The sequence below is a fragment of the Ochrobactrum sp. Q0168 genome (genome assembly GCF_016427605.1).
Classification (GTDB): domain Bacteria; phylum Pseudomonadota; class Alphaproteobacteria; order Rhizobiales; family Rhizobiaceae; genus Brucella.
Map to the genome: position 1 here is coordinate 110,570 of NZ_JAELXQ010000001.1, position 18,146 is coordinate 128,715.

The following is an 18,146-nucleotide window of genomic DNA, read 5'->3' on the forward strand; positions in this document are numbered from 1 at the left end:
TCAGTCGTTGGGAGCCGGGCAGGGCGAAAATCCTGCCCGGCAATTGGGTTCACTTCTGCGCGATAGCCTTTTCTTCAGCAGGCTTGTGGGCATCCTTATGGTGCTGCCACCAGTCACCCAGCAGAAGCAGGATCGGCGCTGCGATGAAGATCGACGACGATGTCGCAATGACGATACCGAACAGCATCGGCACGGCGAAATTATGGACGGCGCTGCCGCCCCATACCGCCATCGGGAACATACACAGGAAAGTCACGACCGACGTGTAGATACAACGCACGAGCACCTGATTGATACTCATGTCGATGATCTCGCGCAGCGGCTTCGACTTATAGAGGCGCATGTTTTCACGCATACGGTCATAGACCACGACCTTGTCGTTCACCGAGTAACCGATGATCGTCAGAAGGGCCGCGATAGCCGTCAGGTTGAAATCGAGCTGCATCAGCGCGAAGAAACCGACGATCTTCGTGGTGTCGAGAATGAGCGTGATGATCGCACCAAGCGCGAAGAACCACTCGAACCGCCACCAGAGATAGACCAGCATACCGAGTGCGGAGAGCACCACCGCGATGAAGCCGGAACGGGCCAGTTCGCCGGAGACTTTCGGTCCCACGACTTCGGTTCGTTCGATTTTCACGCCCGGATCGAGTTGCGTAACGGCTTCCCGCATCTTGTTGACGGCTGCGGTCTGCGCTTCCTCACCGCCATCCTGACGCTGGATGCGGATGAGCACTTCATTGGCGCTGCCTGCGCTCTGGAGCGCAACTTCACCGAGGTCCAATGCACCGAGCTTGGCGCGAAGCTGCGCAAGGTCGGCTGGCTGTGACGTGGTGATTTCGGCCTGGATACCGCCCTTGAAGTCGATGCCGTAATTGAGGCCCGGCTTGAAGAACAGCACGATCGAGGCAATCGACAGCACGATGGACACGCCGATGCCGACAAAACGCGCATTCATGAAGCGGTAGTTTGTGCCTTCCGGCGCGAACTTCAGGATCGGCTCGATGTGCAGAACCTTCAGCTTGCGCTTGCGCACGAACCAGCCCATCGCCATACGCACCAGCGTCACGTCGGTGAACATCGAAATCGCGATACCGAGCATCATAGTGATGGCGAAGCCCCGAACCGGGCCGGTGCCGAACATGAACAGAAGCAGCGTCGAAATCAGCGAGGTGACGTTGGAATCGACGATGGTTGCAAAGGCGCTGTGGAAGCCCTTATCGAGCGCCGCCATGGCGCCGAGGCCCTTGCGCGTTTCTTCGCGGATACGTTCGTTGATGAGAATATTCGCGTCAACCGCGATACCGATACCCAGAATGATACCGGCGATACCGGGCAAGGTCAGCGTTGCACCGATGAGGCTTAGCGCGGAGAAAGTCAGCAATGTGTGCAGAAGAAGCGCCACATTGGCGATCATGCCCCAGAGGCCGTAGAGCAGAACGATGAATACGGCCACGAGCGCGAAGCCGATGATGCCGGTGATCAGGCCCATCTTGATGGCGTCGCCGCCAAGGTCGGGACCGACGGTGCGTTCTTCGATGACGGTCAGCGGCGCGGGTAGGGCGCCAGCACGCAGAAGCGCGGAGAGAACGACGGTATCCTGAACCGTGAAGCTGCCGCTGATCTGGCCCGAACCGCCGGTGATCGGCTCACGAATAACCGGTGCGCTCAAGACCTTGCCGTCGAGAACGATGGCGAAAGGACGGTTCACATTCTTGGTGGTGATATCGGCGAACTGACGAGCGCCAAGGCTGTCGAACCGGAAGGAAACGATTGGCTCATTGGTGCGCTGATCGAAACCGGCGCGCGCATCGGTCAGGCGTTCGCCCGACAGTGCGATCTGATCCTCAATCGGATATTTGATGTTCGGGTCCTTGGAATCCGGCATGATCGTGACGCCCGGAGGCGGCGTATCGTTCGGATTGGCATCGGCGACCATATGGAAACTCATCTTCGCCGTGCTTCCGAGAAGCTGGCGGAGCTGGGCTGGATCCTGAAGACCCGGTAGCTGAACCACGATACGGTCGGAACCGACACGCTGGATCGAAGGTTCGGCAACGCCGACCTGATCAACGCGCTGGCGGATGATTTCAAGGCTCTGCTGCAGCGCCGCATCGAGGCGGTAGTTGAAGCCCGCTTCTGTCAGCGTCAGGCGAATCTGATTATCGGTCGAATTGACGTCGATATCGTTAATCGCCGTGCCGAAGCCGCTGGTGTTGACCTGCGAGATGAGCGTGCGAAGCGCCGTTTCCGCCTTCGCGCGCTGGTCGGTATCGGGAATTGCCACGATGACGGCATCGCCCACGGCACGGATCGACTGCGGCTGGATGCGCTCGGCGCGCAGTTTGCTGCGGGCATCGTCCAGCAGCGCACGCAGGCGGTCCTTTTTGAGGCCGGCTGCGTCCACTTCCAGCACGAGATACGAACCGCCGCGCAGGTCGAGACCGAGCGTCACCTGACGCTTCGGGAACCAGGATGGCATCGCATCCAGCTGTTTTTGTGTGAAGAAGTTGGGCAAGGCGATGATAAGCCCGATCACGACGATCAGGCTGTACAGCGCTACGACCCATTTCGAAGTACGCATGGATTGTGGTTCCGGGTCTGCGCGTCATCTCAAGTCCCGATAGCTGACCGAAATGGAAAGCCACAATCTGTGCGGGGCGGATGACGCTGTTTTACGTAAGAGTGTGCGGGACTGGAAAAGCCAGCCCTCCGGTGGTGCCTATTATGCGCCTACAGGAGGCGCGCGGGCAAAACCAAAATATTGCTGGGCTGCCGTGAAGCGCTGAAAGCTGCGCTCTGCCTCTGCGGATTTCGCATTGGCAAAGGACAGGCCAGTTCCGGTAACAGCCAGAGCCGTGTCGCCACCCAGCGGATAAGCCGCCTTGATTTTCGCGGCAATAGCTTCGATGAGGATGGCGCGCATGGGCTGCGACGCCGGTGCCGATTGTTGCCTGACGGGGGCCGTCGGCGTGCTTTCAGCCTGTCTGGCCGCAAGCATCTTGGGCAGACTGCGCGAAGATTCGTCATTCGCCTTATCAGTGAGTGCGGAGAAGTCCACGGCGAACAAAAGAGCTGCGAAAGACAGCACGCATGCCATCAACAGCATGAAGCCATGCTGTCTATGATGCCCTGTGCTGTTCATGCCTATCATAAAACCGCCCAGACTTCCGTTAGAGTCTCGCTCAGGATTTGAGCCAGCTTCCGCACTGTCCACGAATCCTCATTAGCCATTTCAGCCGGTGCGAACAAGGAAATACTGGCGTTCTGCCGTGGTTTCGTTGTTGCTCCCCAGCAAGGGCTGTCGATATGCGCCATTGGAGACTTTCAGGAGCAAATGGGATTCTCTCTTGCAAGCCGCCTTGTTTCCGTTCTACGGCGCTTTATGTTGAAACAGTGATCGTCTTAACGGCAGATTTGAAATTGGCTTATTTATCAACGTTTCGGATAGTTGCATTTTCTCTTTTGATCGGCGCGCTTTCGTTGGGCAGCATAGCGCCCACCAGCGCACAGGATAACAAGCCGAAAGCCGAACAGACGGCGCAACCGGCTCCTGCGCCAGCCGGTTCGTCAAACGATGGTGCTCAAGCTGCGCCGGGAAATGGTGATCAGCCGCCGGTCTCGGCCATCGTGCAGCAGCAAAAACCGGTCATCGACGACTTGAAGCAACAGGCGCAGAAGATCAGCGAACAGTTGCAGAAATCTGGAACCAGTGACGAAACCTTGGCGAATCTGAAGCTTCAGCTGGATGGGCTTTCCAAGAAGCTTCTCGATGCCGGTGTCGCTTTTCGTCCGCGCCTGACCGAGATCAACACGCGTCTGGAACAGCTCGGCCCCGCGCCGACCGGCGAGGCCACGGAACCGGGCATTGTCACCGATGAACGCAAGCGGCTCACCGCTGAAAAAGCGACGATCAACGCGATGATCGGTGATACGGAAGATACCTCGCTGAATGTCAATCAGATGTCGGCGAAGATCGGCGATCTGCGCCGCGATCTTTTCGCAAAAACGCTGTCGCAGCGGGTTAATCTCGATTCCGCACTCGGCACCGAGGTTGCAGCGGCGGCGAACAATCAGGTCGTGTCGCTGTGGCGGATTATCCAGTCATGGTGGCGCTTCGTCGTCACCTTCAAGCTGAATTCGTTTCTTGCCGCAGCATTTTTCGCTTTCGTCGGCGCCCTGGTGATTCAGCTTGGCGCGCGCCATGTGCTTGGTACACTTTATCAGCGCGATCCGACCATCGAATCGCCCTCCTATCTCAGCCGTCTTCTGGTCGCGTTCTGGTCCACGGTCATTCCGTCGGCTGCGATCGGCGTCTTTCTGGCGACGACTTACTTTTTCCTCAATTATTTCAATGTCCTGAGAACGGACGTCGCGTCGATACTGGAATCGCTGTTCATCGTTCTCGGTCTCGTCTTTTTCATTCATCGGCTGGCCGCAGCCTGTATCAGCCCCGATATGCCGCAATGGCGGCTCGTGCCGGTTGCACCGCGCCCGGGACGGGTTCTGGGCCTGCTGATAACGGCGACGGCGCTGACGACGGGTGTCGATTCCTTTGTCGGGACGGTCAACAAGCTTCTGTCGTCGCCGCTGTCGCTTACCATGGCGCAGAGCCTGCTGGCGACCGTGATGGTGGGCATTCTCATTCTGGCAATAGCCTTCCTGAAACCGGTGGTACGGCGCGACCACGAGGGCGTGCGTTCATGGCCACGTCCGTTCAAGGTATTTCTCATCATTCTCGGGCTTCTACCCATTCTGGCCGCCATTTTCGGCTATATCGGCATGGCGCGTTTCCTGTCGCAGCAGATCGTCGTCACCGGCGCTTTTCTGGTGACCATGTATCTGGGCTTCCTGACGGGCCGCGCCATTTCCGAAGAACAGGCATTCGCGTCAAGCAAGGTGGGCGCGAGTTTGCGCGAGCGCTTCCATTTTGACGATGCGACGCTTGACCAGCTGGGGCTTGTCGCGGGCATTCTCATCAATCTGGTCGTGGCGCTGATCGGCATTCCGCTGGTGCTAATGCAGCTCGGCTTCCAGTGGGCCGAGTTGAAGAATGCCTTCTTCAAACTGATGACCGGCTTCGAAATCGGCAATATGTCGGTTTCGCTGATGGGGCTGCTCACCGGCATTTTGCTGTTCGTCATCGGCTATCTGCTGACGCGCTGGTTCCAGAACTGGCTCGACAACAGTGTCATGGCGAGAGGCCGCGTCGATTCCGGCGTGCGCAACTCCATCCGCACGGTGATCGGTTATGTCGGTCTCTGCCTCGCTGCGCTGATGGGTGTCTCGGCGGCCGGGTTCAATATGTCCAATCTGGCGCTTATCGCCGGTGGTCTTTCACTTGGTATCGGTTTTGGTCTCCAGAATATCGTTCAGAACTTCGTTTCCGGTCTGATCCTTCTGGCGGAGCGTCCGTTCAAGGTCGGTGACTGGGTGGAAGCGGGCACGGTCAGCGGCATCGTGAAGAAGATCAGCGTGCGCGCAACGGAAGTGGAAACTTTCCAGAAGCAGTCGATCATCGTGCCGAACTCGACGCTCATCAACGGCAATGTCGGCAACTGGACGCACCGCAACAAGCTTGGCCGTATCGATATCAACGTGCAGGCTTCCTATACGGAAGATCCAAGGCGTGTGCACACCCTGTTGCTGGATATCGTACGCGGCCACCCGTCCATTCTCAAGAATCCGGAACCGTTCGTTGCTTTTCAAAGCATGACCGATTCGCTGATGGTGTTCGATATCTACGCCCATGTCGCGGATATCACCTCGACCGGCGGCATCAAGAACGAGCTGCGATTCCAGATTGTCGAACGGTTCCATGAAGAGGGGCTGCATCTGTCCTCGTCTTCGACCGATCTGGTGCTGAGCCTGCCGGAAATCGAAAAGCTCTCCGAGATCATGCAGAAGGCACCGACACCGACGCCGAAGAAGAAAGCACGTGAGGAGAAAAAGGTCGCAGATGACAATGACGATAAGGCGTGATGAACGCCTCGTTCAGTTGCAGTTCAGTTTTGTCCATCTATAAATGAGCTATGAACGGCGGGTCGTTCTTCGAGGATGGAAGCGGTGACACGCGCTTTCATCGGGGTGGTAGAAGCGGGAGCGGTGGAAACGCCGAAACGATATGAACGTAATTCAGATCAGAAAGTTTGGCACGATCGGTCTTGGCGCAGTTCTTATGCTTGCAGCTTCCATGGGCGGTTCCTACGCCGCCAAGATTTCCAACAAGGACAGCGCCGCGCAGACCATTGTGGTGACCGAAGGTGCTTCCAAGCGCGAAATGGTTGTGGCGCCCGGCGATACGGTCGATTTCTGCGCTTCCGGCTGCTTCGTGACCTTTCCGAACGGCGACCGTGAGGCGCTGACGGGTGATGAGACGATCACCATTACAGGCGGCAAGGCGACGCTGAAATAAGATCGCTGCATCATGAATTGAAAAAGCCGGGCGCAATGCCCGGCTTTTTGCTGGTCAGGTCAGCTGCGTGGCTTGAGGTTCTCCGGGTCGTAAAGCGGCTTGTAGCCAACGGACGCCACTTCGACGGGATAGGTTTCACCGAAATATTCGACCGTCAGCTTGCGGCCTTCCTGACAATAGCTCCACGGCAGATAGGCAAGCGCGATATTCTTGCCGATGGTCGGGCCGAAAGCCACTGACGTGGTGAAGGAACGGCGACCCAGTTCGTCGACCAGCGTTTCGCCGGTTTCCGGGTCCATGACCGGCATGATGCCGACAGGATAACGGGCAACACCCTTCGAATCGACATTATCGGTCATGACCAGTGTGCAAAGCATGGCGGGCTGGTGCTCGCGGGCGCGATATTCAACATGCTTTGCCTTGCCGCGGAAATCGGCTTCCTTGACCTTCGGACGCGCCAGATCGGCTTCCAGGAGATTATACTCCGTCAGCAGGTCGGCATTTTGTAGGCGCAGGCTTTTCTCCATACGGCGGGTATTGGCATAGGTTTCGACTCCAACGGCAATCGTGCCGGTCGAGCGCAGCGCATCCCAGACGGCGAGGCCGTCTTCATAGCGCATATGCAGTTCCCAGCCCTGTTCGCCGACATAGGAAATGCGGAAGGCGGTCACGTCCTTCCCCGCAATCCTGATCGGCTTGATCGCCGCAAAGGGGAAGTTTTCGGCATCGAGCCCTTCCGGATTTTCGACAACCTTCTTGAGGTTTTCGCGGGCATTCGGGCCCCATATGCCGATGGTAACATATTTCTCCGTCACATCGGTAATGGTGACGTCAAAGCCCTTATCCTCGGCCACGCGGCGCATGTAATGGAAATCGCGCGGGCCTGCATCGGCGCCGTTGATCATGCGGATACGGTCGGCCATGCGGATTGCCGTGAAGTCGGCGCGCACCATGCCTTCATCGTCGAGGAAGTGCGTATAAATGCCCTTGCCGATATTGGTATCGCCGCCAATCTTGGCCGCGCAAAGCCATTCCATCAGCTCGACATGGTCCGGGCCTTCAATATCCACAATCGCGAAATGCGAGAGATTGATGATGCCGCAATTTTCAGTCAGTTCGAGATGTTCGGCATTGGAAACACGCCAGAAATGGCGGTTGTCCCATTCATTTTCGCGCACGGGTACGCGGTCGCCGTATTTTTCCAGCAGATGCTCGTTGGCGGCATAGCCATGCGCACGCTCCCAGCCACCGAGTTCCATGAAATAGCCGCCAAGCTCCACTTCACGCTCATAGAAGGGTGAACGGCGGATATTGCGTCCCTTGGAGAACGGCTCACGGGGATGCACTGCCGGGTTATAAACCTTCATTGCCGTTTCGGTACAGCGATCCCAGATGAACTGCTCGGTCATCTGGTGCGGATAGAAACGGGAATAGTCGATGGCATGATGGTCGATGGATGTGCGCCCGTCGGTCATCCAGTCGGCGATGAGCTTGCCCATGCCGGGACCATCCTTGACCCAGATGGCGACTGCGTACCAGAGGCCGCGCACCTTCTGGCTTTCGCCCATGGATGGGCCGCCATCGGTGGTGACTTGCAGGAAGCCGTTGAAGGAATGGCTTTCATTATAGCCAAGCTCGCCGAGGATCGGAGTCAGTTCGATGGCGCGCTCAAGCGGTTCCAGAACCTGTTCCATATCCAGGTCGCGCTGCGACGGCGAAAGCCGCGCTTCGTGCTTTTCCAGAAGATCGCGCGGGTGACAGAGGCGCGGATTGGTCTCTTCGTAATAGCCCCATTCGATCTGGCCGCCTTCGGCGGTCTTCGGGTCGCCCGTATCGCGCATATAGGCGGAATTGCCCTGATCGCGCATGAGCGGCCAGCCGATTTCCTTGCCCGTGCCTTCGAACTCGTTATAGGGACCGAAGAATGTCAGCGGATGGTCAATCGGCATGACAGGCAGGTCCTCACCGACCATCTCGGCAATCAAACGCCCCCAGAGGCCAGCGCAGACCACGACATAATCCGCTTCTATGGTGCCGCGATGGGTGACGACGCCCTTGATGCGGCCGTTTTCGACGAGCAGCGACTGGGCGGGCGTATTGGCAAAGCTCTGCAATTTGCCCGCCGCTTCCGCCTGATCGATCAGCTTGCCGGCGACCGTCTGCGAACGCGGGATGACCAGACCGGCATCCGGGTCCCACAGGCCGCCCTGAACCATGCTTTCCTCGATCAGCGGGAATTTTTCCTTGATCTCTGCCGGTTCGATCAGGCGGGCGCGAGTGCCGAAGGCCTTGCCGGAAGCGACCTTGCGCTTAATTTCATCCATGCGGCCATCGTCGCCCACACGGGCAACTTCAAGGCCGCCGACACGGGCGTAATGCCCCATCTTTTCGTAGAAATCGATGGAATAGAGCGTGGTCCAGCAGGAGAGGAAATCGTGGCTGGTCGCATAGCAGAAATCCGACGCATGCGCGGTCGAACCGATATCGGTCGGAATGCCCGACTTGTCGATGCCGACGATGTCGTCCCAGCCCCGTTCGATCAGGTGATGCACGACGGATGCGCCGACGATGCCGCCGAGCCCGACGATTACGACCTTCGCCTTCTTAGGAAACTCTGCCATTTTATGTGACCCTGGTTGGTATTTGACAGAACCATAATCGCTGACGGGGCAGGATATTTGCCTTTATACGACATATTCCCAGCCTGACACGACTGCGTCCATCACCGGGCAAAGCCGGGTTTTTTCGCAACAAGCCTGTCCTGCAAGCGACATGGTGGAACGTGCGTTATCCGATCTTGCGAAACTGATTCCGAAAGACGCTTTACGGTTCTGATTTTCTTATCTTTTAGGCAGCCGCCACACAGGCGGCGTTACCATTCGCAGTACTGATCCGGCCTATGCCGCGATGAGCATTTTGCGATCTGCGCGCTCCTGTTGCGGCGAGCGCCCGTAGAGTTCGCGATAGCATTTGGAAAAATGCGACGCGGAAACAAAGCCACAGGCCACTGCTACTTCCACCACCGGCATCGATGATTGCAAAAGCAGGTGCCGTGCCCTGTCGAGGCGGATTTCCAGATAATAGCGGGCCGGAGAGCGTCCCATTTCCTGCCGGAACAGCCGTTCGACCTGACGGCGCGACAGGCCGATCGTGTGGGCGACGTTGATCAGCGCCTGCGGCTCTGACAGGTTGGCTTCCATCATCTCGATGATGGTCAAAACCTTGGAGTTCTGGATGCCAAGGCGCGCGCGCAGCGGCAGACGCTGGCGGTCCTGCGGGCTGCGAACCCGGTCGGTCAGTGCCTGTTCGCAGATCTTGTTGACCAGATTGGCGTCGAAATCGTCGCCGATCAGCTTCAGCATCATGTCGAGCGAGGCCGTGCCACCAGCGCAGGTGTAGATATTGCTGTCGAATTCGAAAAGGTCGGCATAGACCTCCGCCTTGGGGAAGGCCTCCGCAAAGCCGGGCAGGTTTTCCCAATGAATGGCGCATCGCTTGCCGGAAAGAAGACCGGCTGCCGCAAGAATATGCGCGCCGGTGCACAGGCCGCCGACCGCCACGCCGCGATTATATTCTTCGCGCAGCCAGGCGAAGACCGACTTGTTGCGGAATTCTTCGACATAGACGCCTGAACAGACAAACACCATGGACGGGCGCTGTTCGCGTTGCAGATAGCGCCGTTCGTCTTCCAGCGAGGCATTGACGGCGCAAACGACGCCGTTCGATGCCGTGACCGGCTGGCCATCCGTTGACGTCAGACGCCAGTGATAGGCTTCGTAACCGAGCATACGATTGGCGATGCGCAGCGGCTCGATGGCCGTCGCAAACGCGATCATCGAAAAGTTCGGCACCAGAAAAAAGACAATAGACCGCTTGATCGATGAAGCCTGGTTCATAACCGGACCGTTCCCATTTTTTGAAGCAGATGCCGCGGTTCCCGACGCGGTGCTGCTTACGTCTCCGTCACGACTGCGGGGTCGATTTTTGCCCCGCTTTTGCCGGTCGCTATCAGACCGGCGATCCCGGTAGCCTTGCCCGCAAATGCTAGGGGAGGGCAATGACGCAAACGGGACAGTGCTTTATTGAGACACAGAACAGTTAGGTTGCAAAGTGCGGCTAAATGCCTGCCGCGAGAAGGTATTTTTATGTCGTGAAAATGAGGGCGAGATAGGCTCGCCCTCATTCGAAAAGAGATATTTGTCGCAAATCGGCCTTAGCGCGGGTCGCTCAGATGCGTGGGACGGCCCTGTCGGGATACGGGAAGGCGATCTTCAATGGTGGGCCAGCCAACATCCTGGCGGATATGTTCCGGCAGATTCTGGACAGCCAGGCGGGTACGGGCGATTTTGCGGTCGAGCAGCCATTGATCGATCTGGCTTCGTATCTCGGCCAGCGCCTGGCGCAGCCATCTAAAGATCGAATGGGATTCCGGCCTCGCTGAACCGCGATTGCGGGCTGCGGTCTGGCCTATAGTTTGACCCACGGTTTGGCATTGTACGGTCATTTTCGGTCTCCTCGGGGCGAGAATGGATTGGTTTGAATGCCTGCTGCAGCGGGATGCCTTGTTTCGATGGACTTAATGTGCGCCGTGCTTGACGTTCAATCAAACGAAATATAAAAAGGCTTAAGATCAGAAAAATTGATTTACAGCCGGAGTTCCGTTATGACAGCGCCCGTCCAGCATCCTTTGCCAATGCTCGATATCGATGTCCTTCGCACGTTTGTGGCGATCGCGGATACGGGCAGTTTCTCTTCCGCCGCTAATGCGGTTTTTCGCACGCCTTCGGCTGTGTCGATGCAGATCAAGAAACTTGAGGAGCAGATCGGCGTTGCCGTGTTCGACCGCGACGCGCGTTCGGTGACGCTCACCAGCGACGGTGAGGTTCTGCTCGGCTTTGCGCGTCGCCTTCTGGCGCTCAATCGTGAAGCAGTTTCGAAATTTGTTGCGCCGACTGTTACCGGCGTTGTGCGGCTCGGTTCGCCCGACGATATTGGCGAATGCGTTCTGCCGCTGGTTCTCAAGCGCTTTGCCGAAACTCATCCGGGCGTGACGGTCGATGTGGTGATTGATCAGAGCGGCAATCTGCGCAAGCGTCTGGATGAACGGCGTCTCGACGTGACGCTCGTCAACATGTCGCATACGGTGCCCAGCAAGGACGATACGGAAGTTCTACTTGATGAGGAACTCGTCTGGGCCGGGGCGAAATGCGGAACGGCTTACCGTCGCGATCCGCTGCCGCTTTCCATTTGGGAAGAAGGTTGCGCCTGGCGCGGCAATGCACTGGAAGCGCTCGAAAGCTCGCGCCGTCCTTATCGCATCGCTTATATGAGTTCACATTCCACCGGGCAGCGCGCCGCCATCATGGCCGACCTCGCCATCGCCCCTTTCGCGAAGACCTTGCTCAGCGAAGGCATTGTTGCGTTGGGTTCTGAGCATGGCCTGCCTGAACTGGGGCGCTATCAGCTTGGCATGATTATCAGGCCCGACGCCGGGCCGCATATTCATGCGGTGGCGGAGAATTTGCGCAATGTCTTTGAAGCTTATCGCCGTACGGGTCGTTTCGAGACTTTTCGTGCTTGCTGATACAACTCACAAGAACTTGTGGGTGTAAGTAATGCCGTCTCTTGTCAGGTTAAAAGGTTGCGCTAGATTTCATTTATGACAGCCGCATGAAACGGCTTCATGGCCAGCTGACAGAGGCGGGGTCCGGGGTGGGCCTATGGATGCTGGCTCGATACAAGCATGTGTGCCCATTCATTTGGGCTGTAACGACATCCCTATCGGAGAGACCGCTATGAAACTGACCCGCCTTGTCCCGGTTGCTATTGTTCTCTGTGCTTTCACACTGGCTTCTTGTGCCAATACGGTTCGCGGCGTTGGACGCGATGTCAAAGGCACAGCGCATGCCGTTCAGGAAACAGTGGAATAAGGATTTAGAGCGCATCCCGAAAAGTGTGAAACGGTTTTCGGGAAAGATGCGCGTTAAAACAAACATTGAGAGCACCGATCTGATCCAATCAGATCGAAACGCGCTCCAAGTGAAGGCCCGGGATATGCTCCCGGGCCTTTTCATTCGTCGTTCATTCGCTGTCATAGACATGTCGGATGTTTATTGCGCGTTGACCAGAAAATACCCCACCGGCATCTGCATATCCGGGCGCGTTCTATAAGCAATGCTCGTCGTCATGATACCCGTCGTTGGCACCGCGATATTGACGCTGGCCAGAAGGCTCGCAATCTGTGCATTGGGTGTGGCGTCACCAAACCACAGGATAAGGATCGGTGCTGCGATCTGCTTGGCCCCTTCCGGTGTCTCCGAGTGGACAACCTTCAGCGAGGGGTCAAACAGCCGGAAATTGCCCGGTATCTGCGGATTATCAGCAACAATGGTTTTGAACGGTCCGTGGCTGCTGATTTCCGTATAAAGCTGACGATAATCGAGCTGCCCATATGGGGGAACGCTGGAGCCATAGACCAGATAATAGGACAGGACCGGGGGGACGAGCAGCGCAACCAGCGCACCCATCGCCGCATATTCGATGACCGGCCGGTTGCCGATGCGGAAGCGCTCCAGACGGAAAGCCAGCACAGCGGGCAAAAGAAACAGCACGGGCTGAAGCCAGCGGTCCTTCACGTCATTGGCGCCGGTAGCAATAACACCGCTAAGCACGATAAGTAATCCGACAAGCACCAAGCGGCGCATGAATGTCTCGCCGGGCGTGTAGGGCGTGGTCGGCACCGTGCGCTTTTTGAAATGAATGAGCGCGATGATCGCCGCGATTGCAAGTGCCAGAACCGAGAACAGGAAGGCCGCTTCGACAAAGCTTTCCATACCGTTCAGCCGGTCGAAGATCGGATTTCCCGATGCGCCCATCTGAAATTTGCTGGAGCGCGCCAAGACGCTCGATTTGTGCGCGAACATCCATCTTGCCGTTGGCCCGATGCAGATCGCGAAAGCAAGCAGGGTAATTCCCGAGAGTTTCGACAGCAGCACCGCCCGATATTCCGGGACGGAAAGCGCCGTGATGATCAGCATGATCAGGAAGAAAGATGCGTTAAACTTGCCGAGAAGAGCCGCTGTCATCGCCACGCCGAGCGCGGCTGCGGAAAGCGCATTGCGTTTGCGCATATGCCAGGCGAAGGCCAGAAAAGTCCATCCGCATGCTGCCGTGCCCGCGACGGAATGGGTCAAGGCGCGCTGCGATTCCCAGCCGATTTGCGGGATGAGAAACAGGCCGAGCATGCTGGCCGAGGCCACTGCACGTGAAAAGCCCAGAAGCCGCATGGCGCCAAACACACTGAGGAAGAGGCTTGCCAGCATGCCGAACTTCACAATCTGAAGCGTGAGCATCGATGTGCCCAGCACAGAGGCGGCAAGATTGGTCGTCCACGTATAGAGCGGCGGCTGCGAACCGCCATAACCCCAGTCGAGATAGCCTATATTGGCAAGCTGCTCCGCATCGTCGAGGCCAGCACCGTTGGAGATATAAGTCACCAGAACGGCCTGAAGCACGAAATAGCAGATGACGAAGAGAACGGCCCAAGGCAGTCCCAATATTTCTTTATCTGCGGTGGACGCGGTATGTCTTATTGCGGTCAAACTCGAAGTCCCGATGCTGAACGATGTGCCCGGATAGGCGCAAACAGGCTGCTACATGTCACAGGATTATGTTCGGATTTCAATCCGAGTAGCACCCATCAAGGGAAATATGCGGACAATATTTGATAAATTTTTCGTTTACGGCAAAAACCGCGCTGCCTTTCGGTGCACGGTTTTGCCAACTACGCATGGCAATCCCACCGGACTGAACGCTGGTGGGAGATACATGAAGCTCCGGTACGCAATACCAGATCCGGAGCATCGAGAGAGGCTCGGCCTGTCTCGAGCTCCTTTTTAACTGAACATCGTTACCGTACGGTTAGCAGACGATTAAGCAAATCTAAACATTGCCTTTTTGGGACAAGTTTTTCACGCATGTGATCTCTTTTTACTTTGCGTCGGATTTTGCCCGCAAATGATTGATGATGCCGGAGAAGTCATCGCCGCCATGGCCTTCACTGTCGAACAGCGAATAAATCGCCTCCGCATGGGCGCCAAGCGGCGTCTCAGCGCCTGCACTTCTCGCCGCTTCCTGCGACAGCTTGAGGTCCTTGAGCATCAACGCTGCGGCAAAGCCCGGCTTATAGTCACGGTTGGCGGGGGAGGTCGGCACCGGTCCCGGCACGGGGCAATAGGTGGTGAGCGACCAGCACTGACCCGACGAGGTTGAAGCCACGTCGAACAGCGCCTGATGGGACAGGCCGAGCTTCTCAGCCAGCACAAAAGCCTCGCTGACACCGATCATCGAAATGCCGAGAATCATGTTGTTGCAGATCTTGGCGGCCTGTCCGGCTCCGTCACCACCGCAACGCACGATCTTGCCAGCCATTGGCTTGAGGATCGGTTCGCCACGCTCGAAGGCCTTGTTGCTGCCGCCTGCCATGAAGGTTAGCGTGCCTGCGGCGGCACCGCCGGTACCGCCGGAAACCGGTGCGTCAATGGAGAGGTGCCCGTGATCTGCTGCAATCGCATGGGCCTTGCGGGCGGAATCGACGTCAATCGTGGAGCAATCGATAAAAACTGAATCTTTTCGCGCTTTAGGGGCGATTTCCTCATAAACGGCGAGAACATGCTTGCCCGCTGGCAGCATGGTTATGACCGCGTCGACATCCGAAACGGCATCCACTGCACTCGCGGCAATCTGCAATCCATTGGCACGGGCTTCTTCGAGATGCTGCGGCAACAAATCAAAGCCGCGCACCGTGTGTCCGGCTTTGACCAGATTTGCCGCCATCGGGCCGCCCATATTGCCGAGGCCGATAAATGCGATAGTGGCCATGATAAACTCCTCCGTATAAATGCTGTTCAGCGTCCGATCATATGCCTTGCAATGATCACGCGCATGATTTCGTTGGTGCCCTCCAGAATCTGGTGCACGCGCAGGTCGCGGACCAGCTTTTCGATTCCGTAATCATGGAGATAACCGTAACCGCCAAAGAGCTGCAGCGCTTCATTTGCGATATTGAACCCGGTGTCGGTGACAAACCGCTTGGCCATGGCCGACCATTTGCCCGCATCGTGGGTTTTGCGGTCGAGCCTGTTGGCGGCAGCGTAAAGCAGCAGTCGCGCTGCCGAAAGCTCCGTTTCCATATCGGCAAGGCGAAACTGCAGGGCCTGAAAACGGTCGATCGTTTGTCCGAAGGCTTTTCGCTCGCCGCAATATTCCAGCGCCTTGTCGAGTGCAGATTGCGCGCCGCCAAGCGAGCAGGCTCCGATATTCAGCCGTCCGCCGTCGAGACCGGCCATGGCGATCTTGAAGCCTGTGCCTTCTTCGCCAAGCCGATTTCCCACCGGCACGCGGCAGTTGTCGAAAATGACCGTTCGCGTCGGCTGGCAGTTCCAGCCCATCTTGTATTCATTGGCGCCGAAAGACAGACCCGATGCATCTTTTGGCACAACGAGGGTTGAAATCCCTTTCGGACCGTCCTCGCCGGTACGCACCATGGTCACATATATGTCGGTCTCTCCGGCACCGGAAATAAACTGCTTGGCGCCGTTGATGACATAGTGATCGCCGTCCCGCGTGGCGCGGGTGCGAAGGGCGGCGGCGTCCGAGCCGGAACCCGGCTCGGTCAGGCAATAGCTGGCCAGCCAGTCCATCGTGGTGAGACGGGGCAGAAATTGCTGGCGTTGCGTATCGTTGCCGAATGTATCGATCATCCACGCAGCCATGTTGTGGATCGAGACAAAGGCCGAGAAAGAGGGGCACGCCGCTGCGAGCGCCTCGAAAATAAGCACGGCATTCATGCGTTTCAGCGCCGATCCGCCGACATCCTCGCGCACATAAATACCGCCCATGCCGAGCGATCCGGCCTCGCGCAGCGCATCAATCGGGAAATGCTTGTCGCGGTCCCATTCCAGCGCGTGGGGTGCAATCCGCTCGCTTGCGAAGCCGCGCGCCATCTCCTGAATGGCGAGCTGTTCCTCGTTCAGCTCGAACTGGTTCTGTTCAGCAGCATCCATGGTTTCCTCCCCTATGAGTACCGCGCATCTTGGTCTGACTAGAGCACAAGAGCGGAGGACTGCCAACGCTCCTTTGGAATAATCTTGCTCACATTTGTAATAAACTGATGCGCATTTTTGCATAGAAGGTGCATCGTTGAGCGCGTTAGATGTGCCGGTAGGCACAGGCTCAAACCCGGATTGCCACGGCTTACCGTTTCGGCTAGGCAGGTCAAATGGTACGGGCAATTATGTTTCAGGGAACGGGGTCTGATGTCGGCAAGAGCGTGCTTGTCGCTGGGCTCTGTCGTGTGGCGCGCAATCGCGGATTGAAAGTCCGTCCGTTCAAGCCTCAAAACATGTCCAACAATGCTGCGGTCAGCGATGATGGCGGTGAAATCGGACGCGCGCAGTGGCTGCAGGCGCTGGCGTCGGGTGTTCCATCCTCGGTGCATATGAACCCGGTTTTGCTGAAACCTCAGACCGATATGGGCAGCCAGATCGTCGTGCAGGGCCAGGTGCGCGGCGAAGCGCGCGGGCGCTATTATCAGGAATTGAAGCCTCAATTGATGGCCTCGGTGATGGAATCCTTTTCCATCGTCAGTGAAGGCGCCGATCTCGTGCTGATCGAAGGGGCGGGGTCGCCCGCGGAAATCAACCTTCGGGCCGGTGATATCGCCAATATGGGCTTTGCGACGCGTGCCAATGTGCCGGTGGTACTGGTCGGCGACATTGACCGGGGAGGGGTGATCGCCTCGCTGGTCGGGACACACACAATCCTGCCGGAAGAAGACCGTGCCATGGTGCGCGGTTTCATCATCAACAAGTTTCGCGGCGATATTTCCCTGTTCGACGACGGGCTGGAAGCAATCGAACGCTTCACCGGCTGGCGTTCGTTCGGTGTGGTTCCATGGCTCAAGGCTGTTTCCAGATTGCCCGCCGAAGATTCGGTGGTTCTGGAGCGTGCGGTGCGCAGCGCTGACAAAGCGCTGAAAGTTGTGGTTCCTATGTTACCGCGCATCGCCAATTTCGACGATCTGGACCCGCTGAAAGCCGAACCTGCCGTCGAAGTGATCATGGTTCCGCCCGGCGCGCCGCTTCCGCCCGATGCGGGACTGGTCGTGCTGCCCGGAACAAAATCCACCATTGCCGATCTTTTGGCGTTCCGCGAAAACGGATGGGATCGCGATCTGGCAGCGCATGTGAAGCGTGGGGGACATGTGCTCGGGATCTGCGGCGGCTTCCAGATGCTGGGGCGCAGCATCCGCGATCCGCACGGGATCGAAGGGCAGGTGCGCGAAGCGGAAGGGCTCGGCTTGCTGGACATCGAGACGGTCATGGAGCCGGAAAAAGTCGTCCGCAATGTCGAGGCGCGTTCATTGCTTTATGATGCGCCGCTGGAAGGATATGAAATTCATATTGGTCGCACGACAGGGGCTAATATGTTCAGGCCTTTCGCCCGCATCGGGGATCATGATGACGGCGCGGTCTCTCCGAACGGTCGGATTATGGGGACTTATCTGCATGGGGTGTTCGGCGCGGATCGGTTTCGACAGCAATTTCTCGCTGCGCTGGGGGTCGAAGGCGGCGCAGGCAATTATCGTTTGACCGTCGAGACGGCGCTCGATGAATTGGCCGAGGGACTGGAAGCCTGTCTCGATATCCATGCACTGTTTTCCTTGACCTGA

General features: G+C 57.6%; 13 protein-coding genes. 5 read left to right on the forward strand and 8 right to left on the reverse strand.

The genetic code is table 11. From position 1 onward, the window contains the following. Nucleotides 1-49: 49 nt before the first annotated feature. Both secD and JAU75_RS00495 read right to left on the reverse strand, forming a co-directional pair. Nucleotides 50-2,584, reverse strand: coding sequence for a protein translocase subunit SecD (secD, locus tag JAU75_RS00490; RefSeq protein ID WP_199053733.1), 2,535 nt, complete (start codon nt 2,582-2,584; stop codon nt 50-52). A 141-nt stretch (nt 2,585-2,725) separates the two neighbouring features. Next, on the reverse strand, nt 2,726-3,154 hold the full coding sequence (locus JAU75_RS00495; RefSeq protein ID WP_199053735.1) for a hypothetical protein: 429 nt from the start codon (nt 3,152-3,154) through the stop codon (nt 2,726-2,728). Nucleotides 3,155-3,423: 269 nt separating this feature from the next. Between JAU75_RS00495 and JAU75_RS00500 the strand changes: the two genes are divergently transcribed. Together JAU75_RS00500 and JAU75_RS00505 are read left to right on the forward strand one after the other, a co-directional pair. Next, on the forward strand, nt 3,424-5,982 hold the full coding sequence (locus tag JAU75_RS00500; protein ID WP_199053737.1) for a mechanosensitive ion channel family protein: 2,559 nt from the start codon (nt 3,424-3,426) through the stop codon (nt 5,980-5,982). A 142-nt stretch (nt 5,983-6,124) separates the two neighbouring features. After that, the gene (locus tag JAU75_RS00505) at nt 6,125-6,415 is read left to right on the forward strand and encodes a hypothetical protein (protein ID WP_199053739.1); all 291 of its coding nucleotides are present in this window, start codon (nt 6,125-6,127) and stop codon (nt 6,413-6,415) included. Between the two features lie 59 nt (nt 6,416-6,474). Here the strand turns inward: JAU75_RS00505 and JAU75_RS00510 are convergent, their stop codons facing one another. The 3 genes from JAU75_RS00510 to JAU75_RS00520 form a co-directional block, all read right to left on the reverse strand. Next, the gene (locus JAU75_RS00510) at nt 6,475-9,036 is read right to left on the reverse strand and encodes an FAD-dependent oxidoreductase (RefSeq protein WP_199053741.1); all 2,562 of its coding nucleotides are present in this window, start codon (nt 9,034-9,036) and stop codon (nt 6,475-6,477) included. A 276-nt stretch (nt 9,037-9,312) separates the two neighbouring features. Further along, on the reverse strand, nt 9,313-10,311 hold the full coding sequence (locus tag JAU75_RS00515; protein WP_199053743.1) for a GlxA family transcriptional regulator: 999 nt from the start codon (nt 10,309-10,311) through the stop codon (nt 9,313-9,315). A 317-nt stretch (nt 10,312-10,628) separates the two neighbouring features. Then, entirely contained in the window at nt 10,629-10,919 is a 291-nt protein-coding gene (locus tag JAU75_RS00520) for a hypothetical protein (RefSeq protein WP_199053745.1), read from the reverse strand. A gap of 159 nt (nt 10,920-11,078) precedes the next feature. Here JAU75_RS00520 and JAU75_RS00525 point away from each other — a divergent pair, with 159 nt between their 5' ends. Further along, nucleotides 11,079-11,999, forward strand: a complete 921-nt coding sequence (locus JAU75_RS00525; RefSeq protein ID WP_199053747.1) for a LysR family transcriptional regulator — start codon at nt 11,079-11,081, stop codon at nt 11,997-11,999. A 211-nt stretch (nt 12,000-12,210) separates the two neighbouring features. Then, on the forward strand, nt 12,211-12,345 hold the full coding sequence (locus JAU75_RS00530) for an entericidin A/B family lipoprotein (RefSeq protein WP_012091850.1): 135 nt from the start codon (nt 12,211-12,213) through the stop codon (nt 12,343-12,345). 180 nt (nt 12,346-12,525) lie between these two features. Here JAU75_RS00530 and JAU75_RS00535 read toward each other — a convergent pair whose 3' ends face one another. The 3 genes from JAU75_RS00535 to JAU75_RS00545 form a co-directional block, all read right to left on the reverse strand. Next, nucleotides 12,526-14,016: a glycosyltransferase family 39 protein gene (locus tag JAU75_RS00535; RefSeq protein WP_199053749.1), complete on the reverse strand. Its 1,491-nt coding sequence runs from the start codon at nt 14,014-14,016 to the stop codon at nt 12,526-12,528. 388 nt (nt 14,017-14,404) lie between these two features. Continuing rightward, nucleotides 14,405-15,295 (reverse strand): 3-hydroxyisobutyrate dehydrogenase, encoded by an 891-nt coding sequence (mmsB, locus tag JAU75_RS00540; RefSeq protein WP_199053751.1) that lies wholly within the window; start codon nt 15,293-15,295, stop codon nt 14,405-14,407. Nucleotides 15,296-15,321: 26 nt separating this feature from the next. After that, nucleotides 15,322-16,479 (reverse strand): isobutyryl-CoA dehydrogenase, encoded by a 1,158-nt coding sequence (locus JAU75_RS00545; RefSeq protein WP_199053753.1) that lies wholly within the window; start codon nt 16,477-16,479, stop codon nt 15,322-15,324. 215 nt (nt 16,480-16,694) lie between these two features. Between JAU75_RS00545 and JAU75_RS00550 the strand changes: the two genes are divergently transcribed. Further along, nucleotides 16,695-18,146 carry a cobyric acid synthase gene (locus JAU75_RS00550; protein ID WP_199053755.1) on the forward strand — a complete coding sequence of 484 codons (1,452 nt, stop codon included), beginning with the start codon at nt 16,695-16,697 and terminating at the stop codon, nt 18,144-18,146.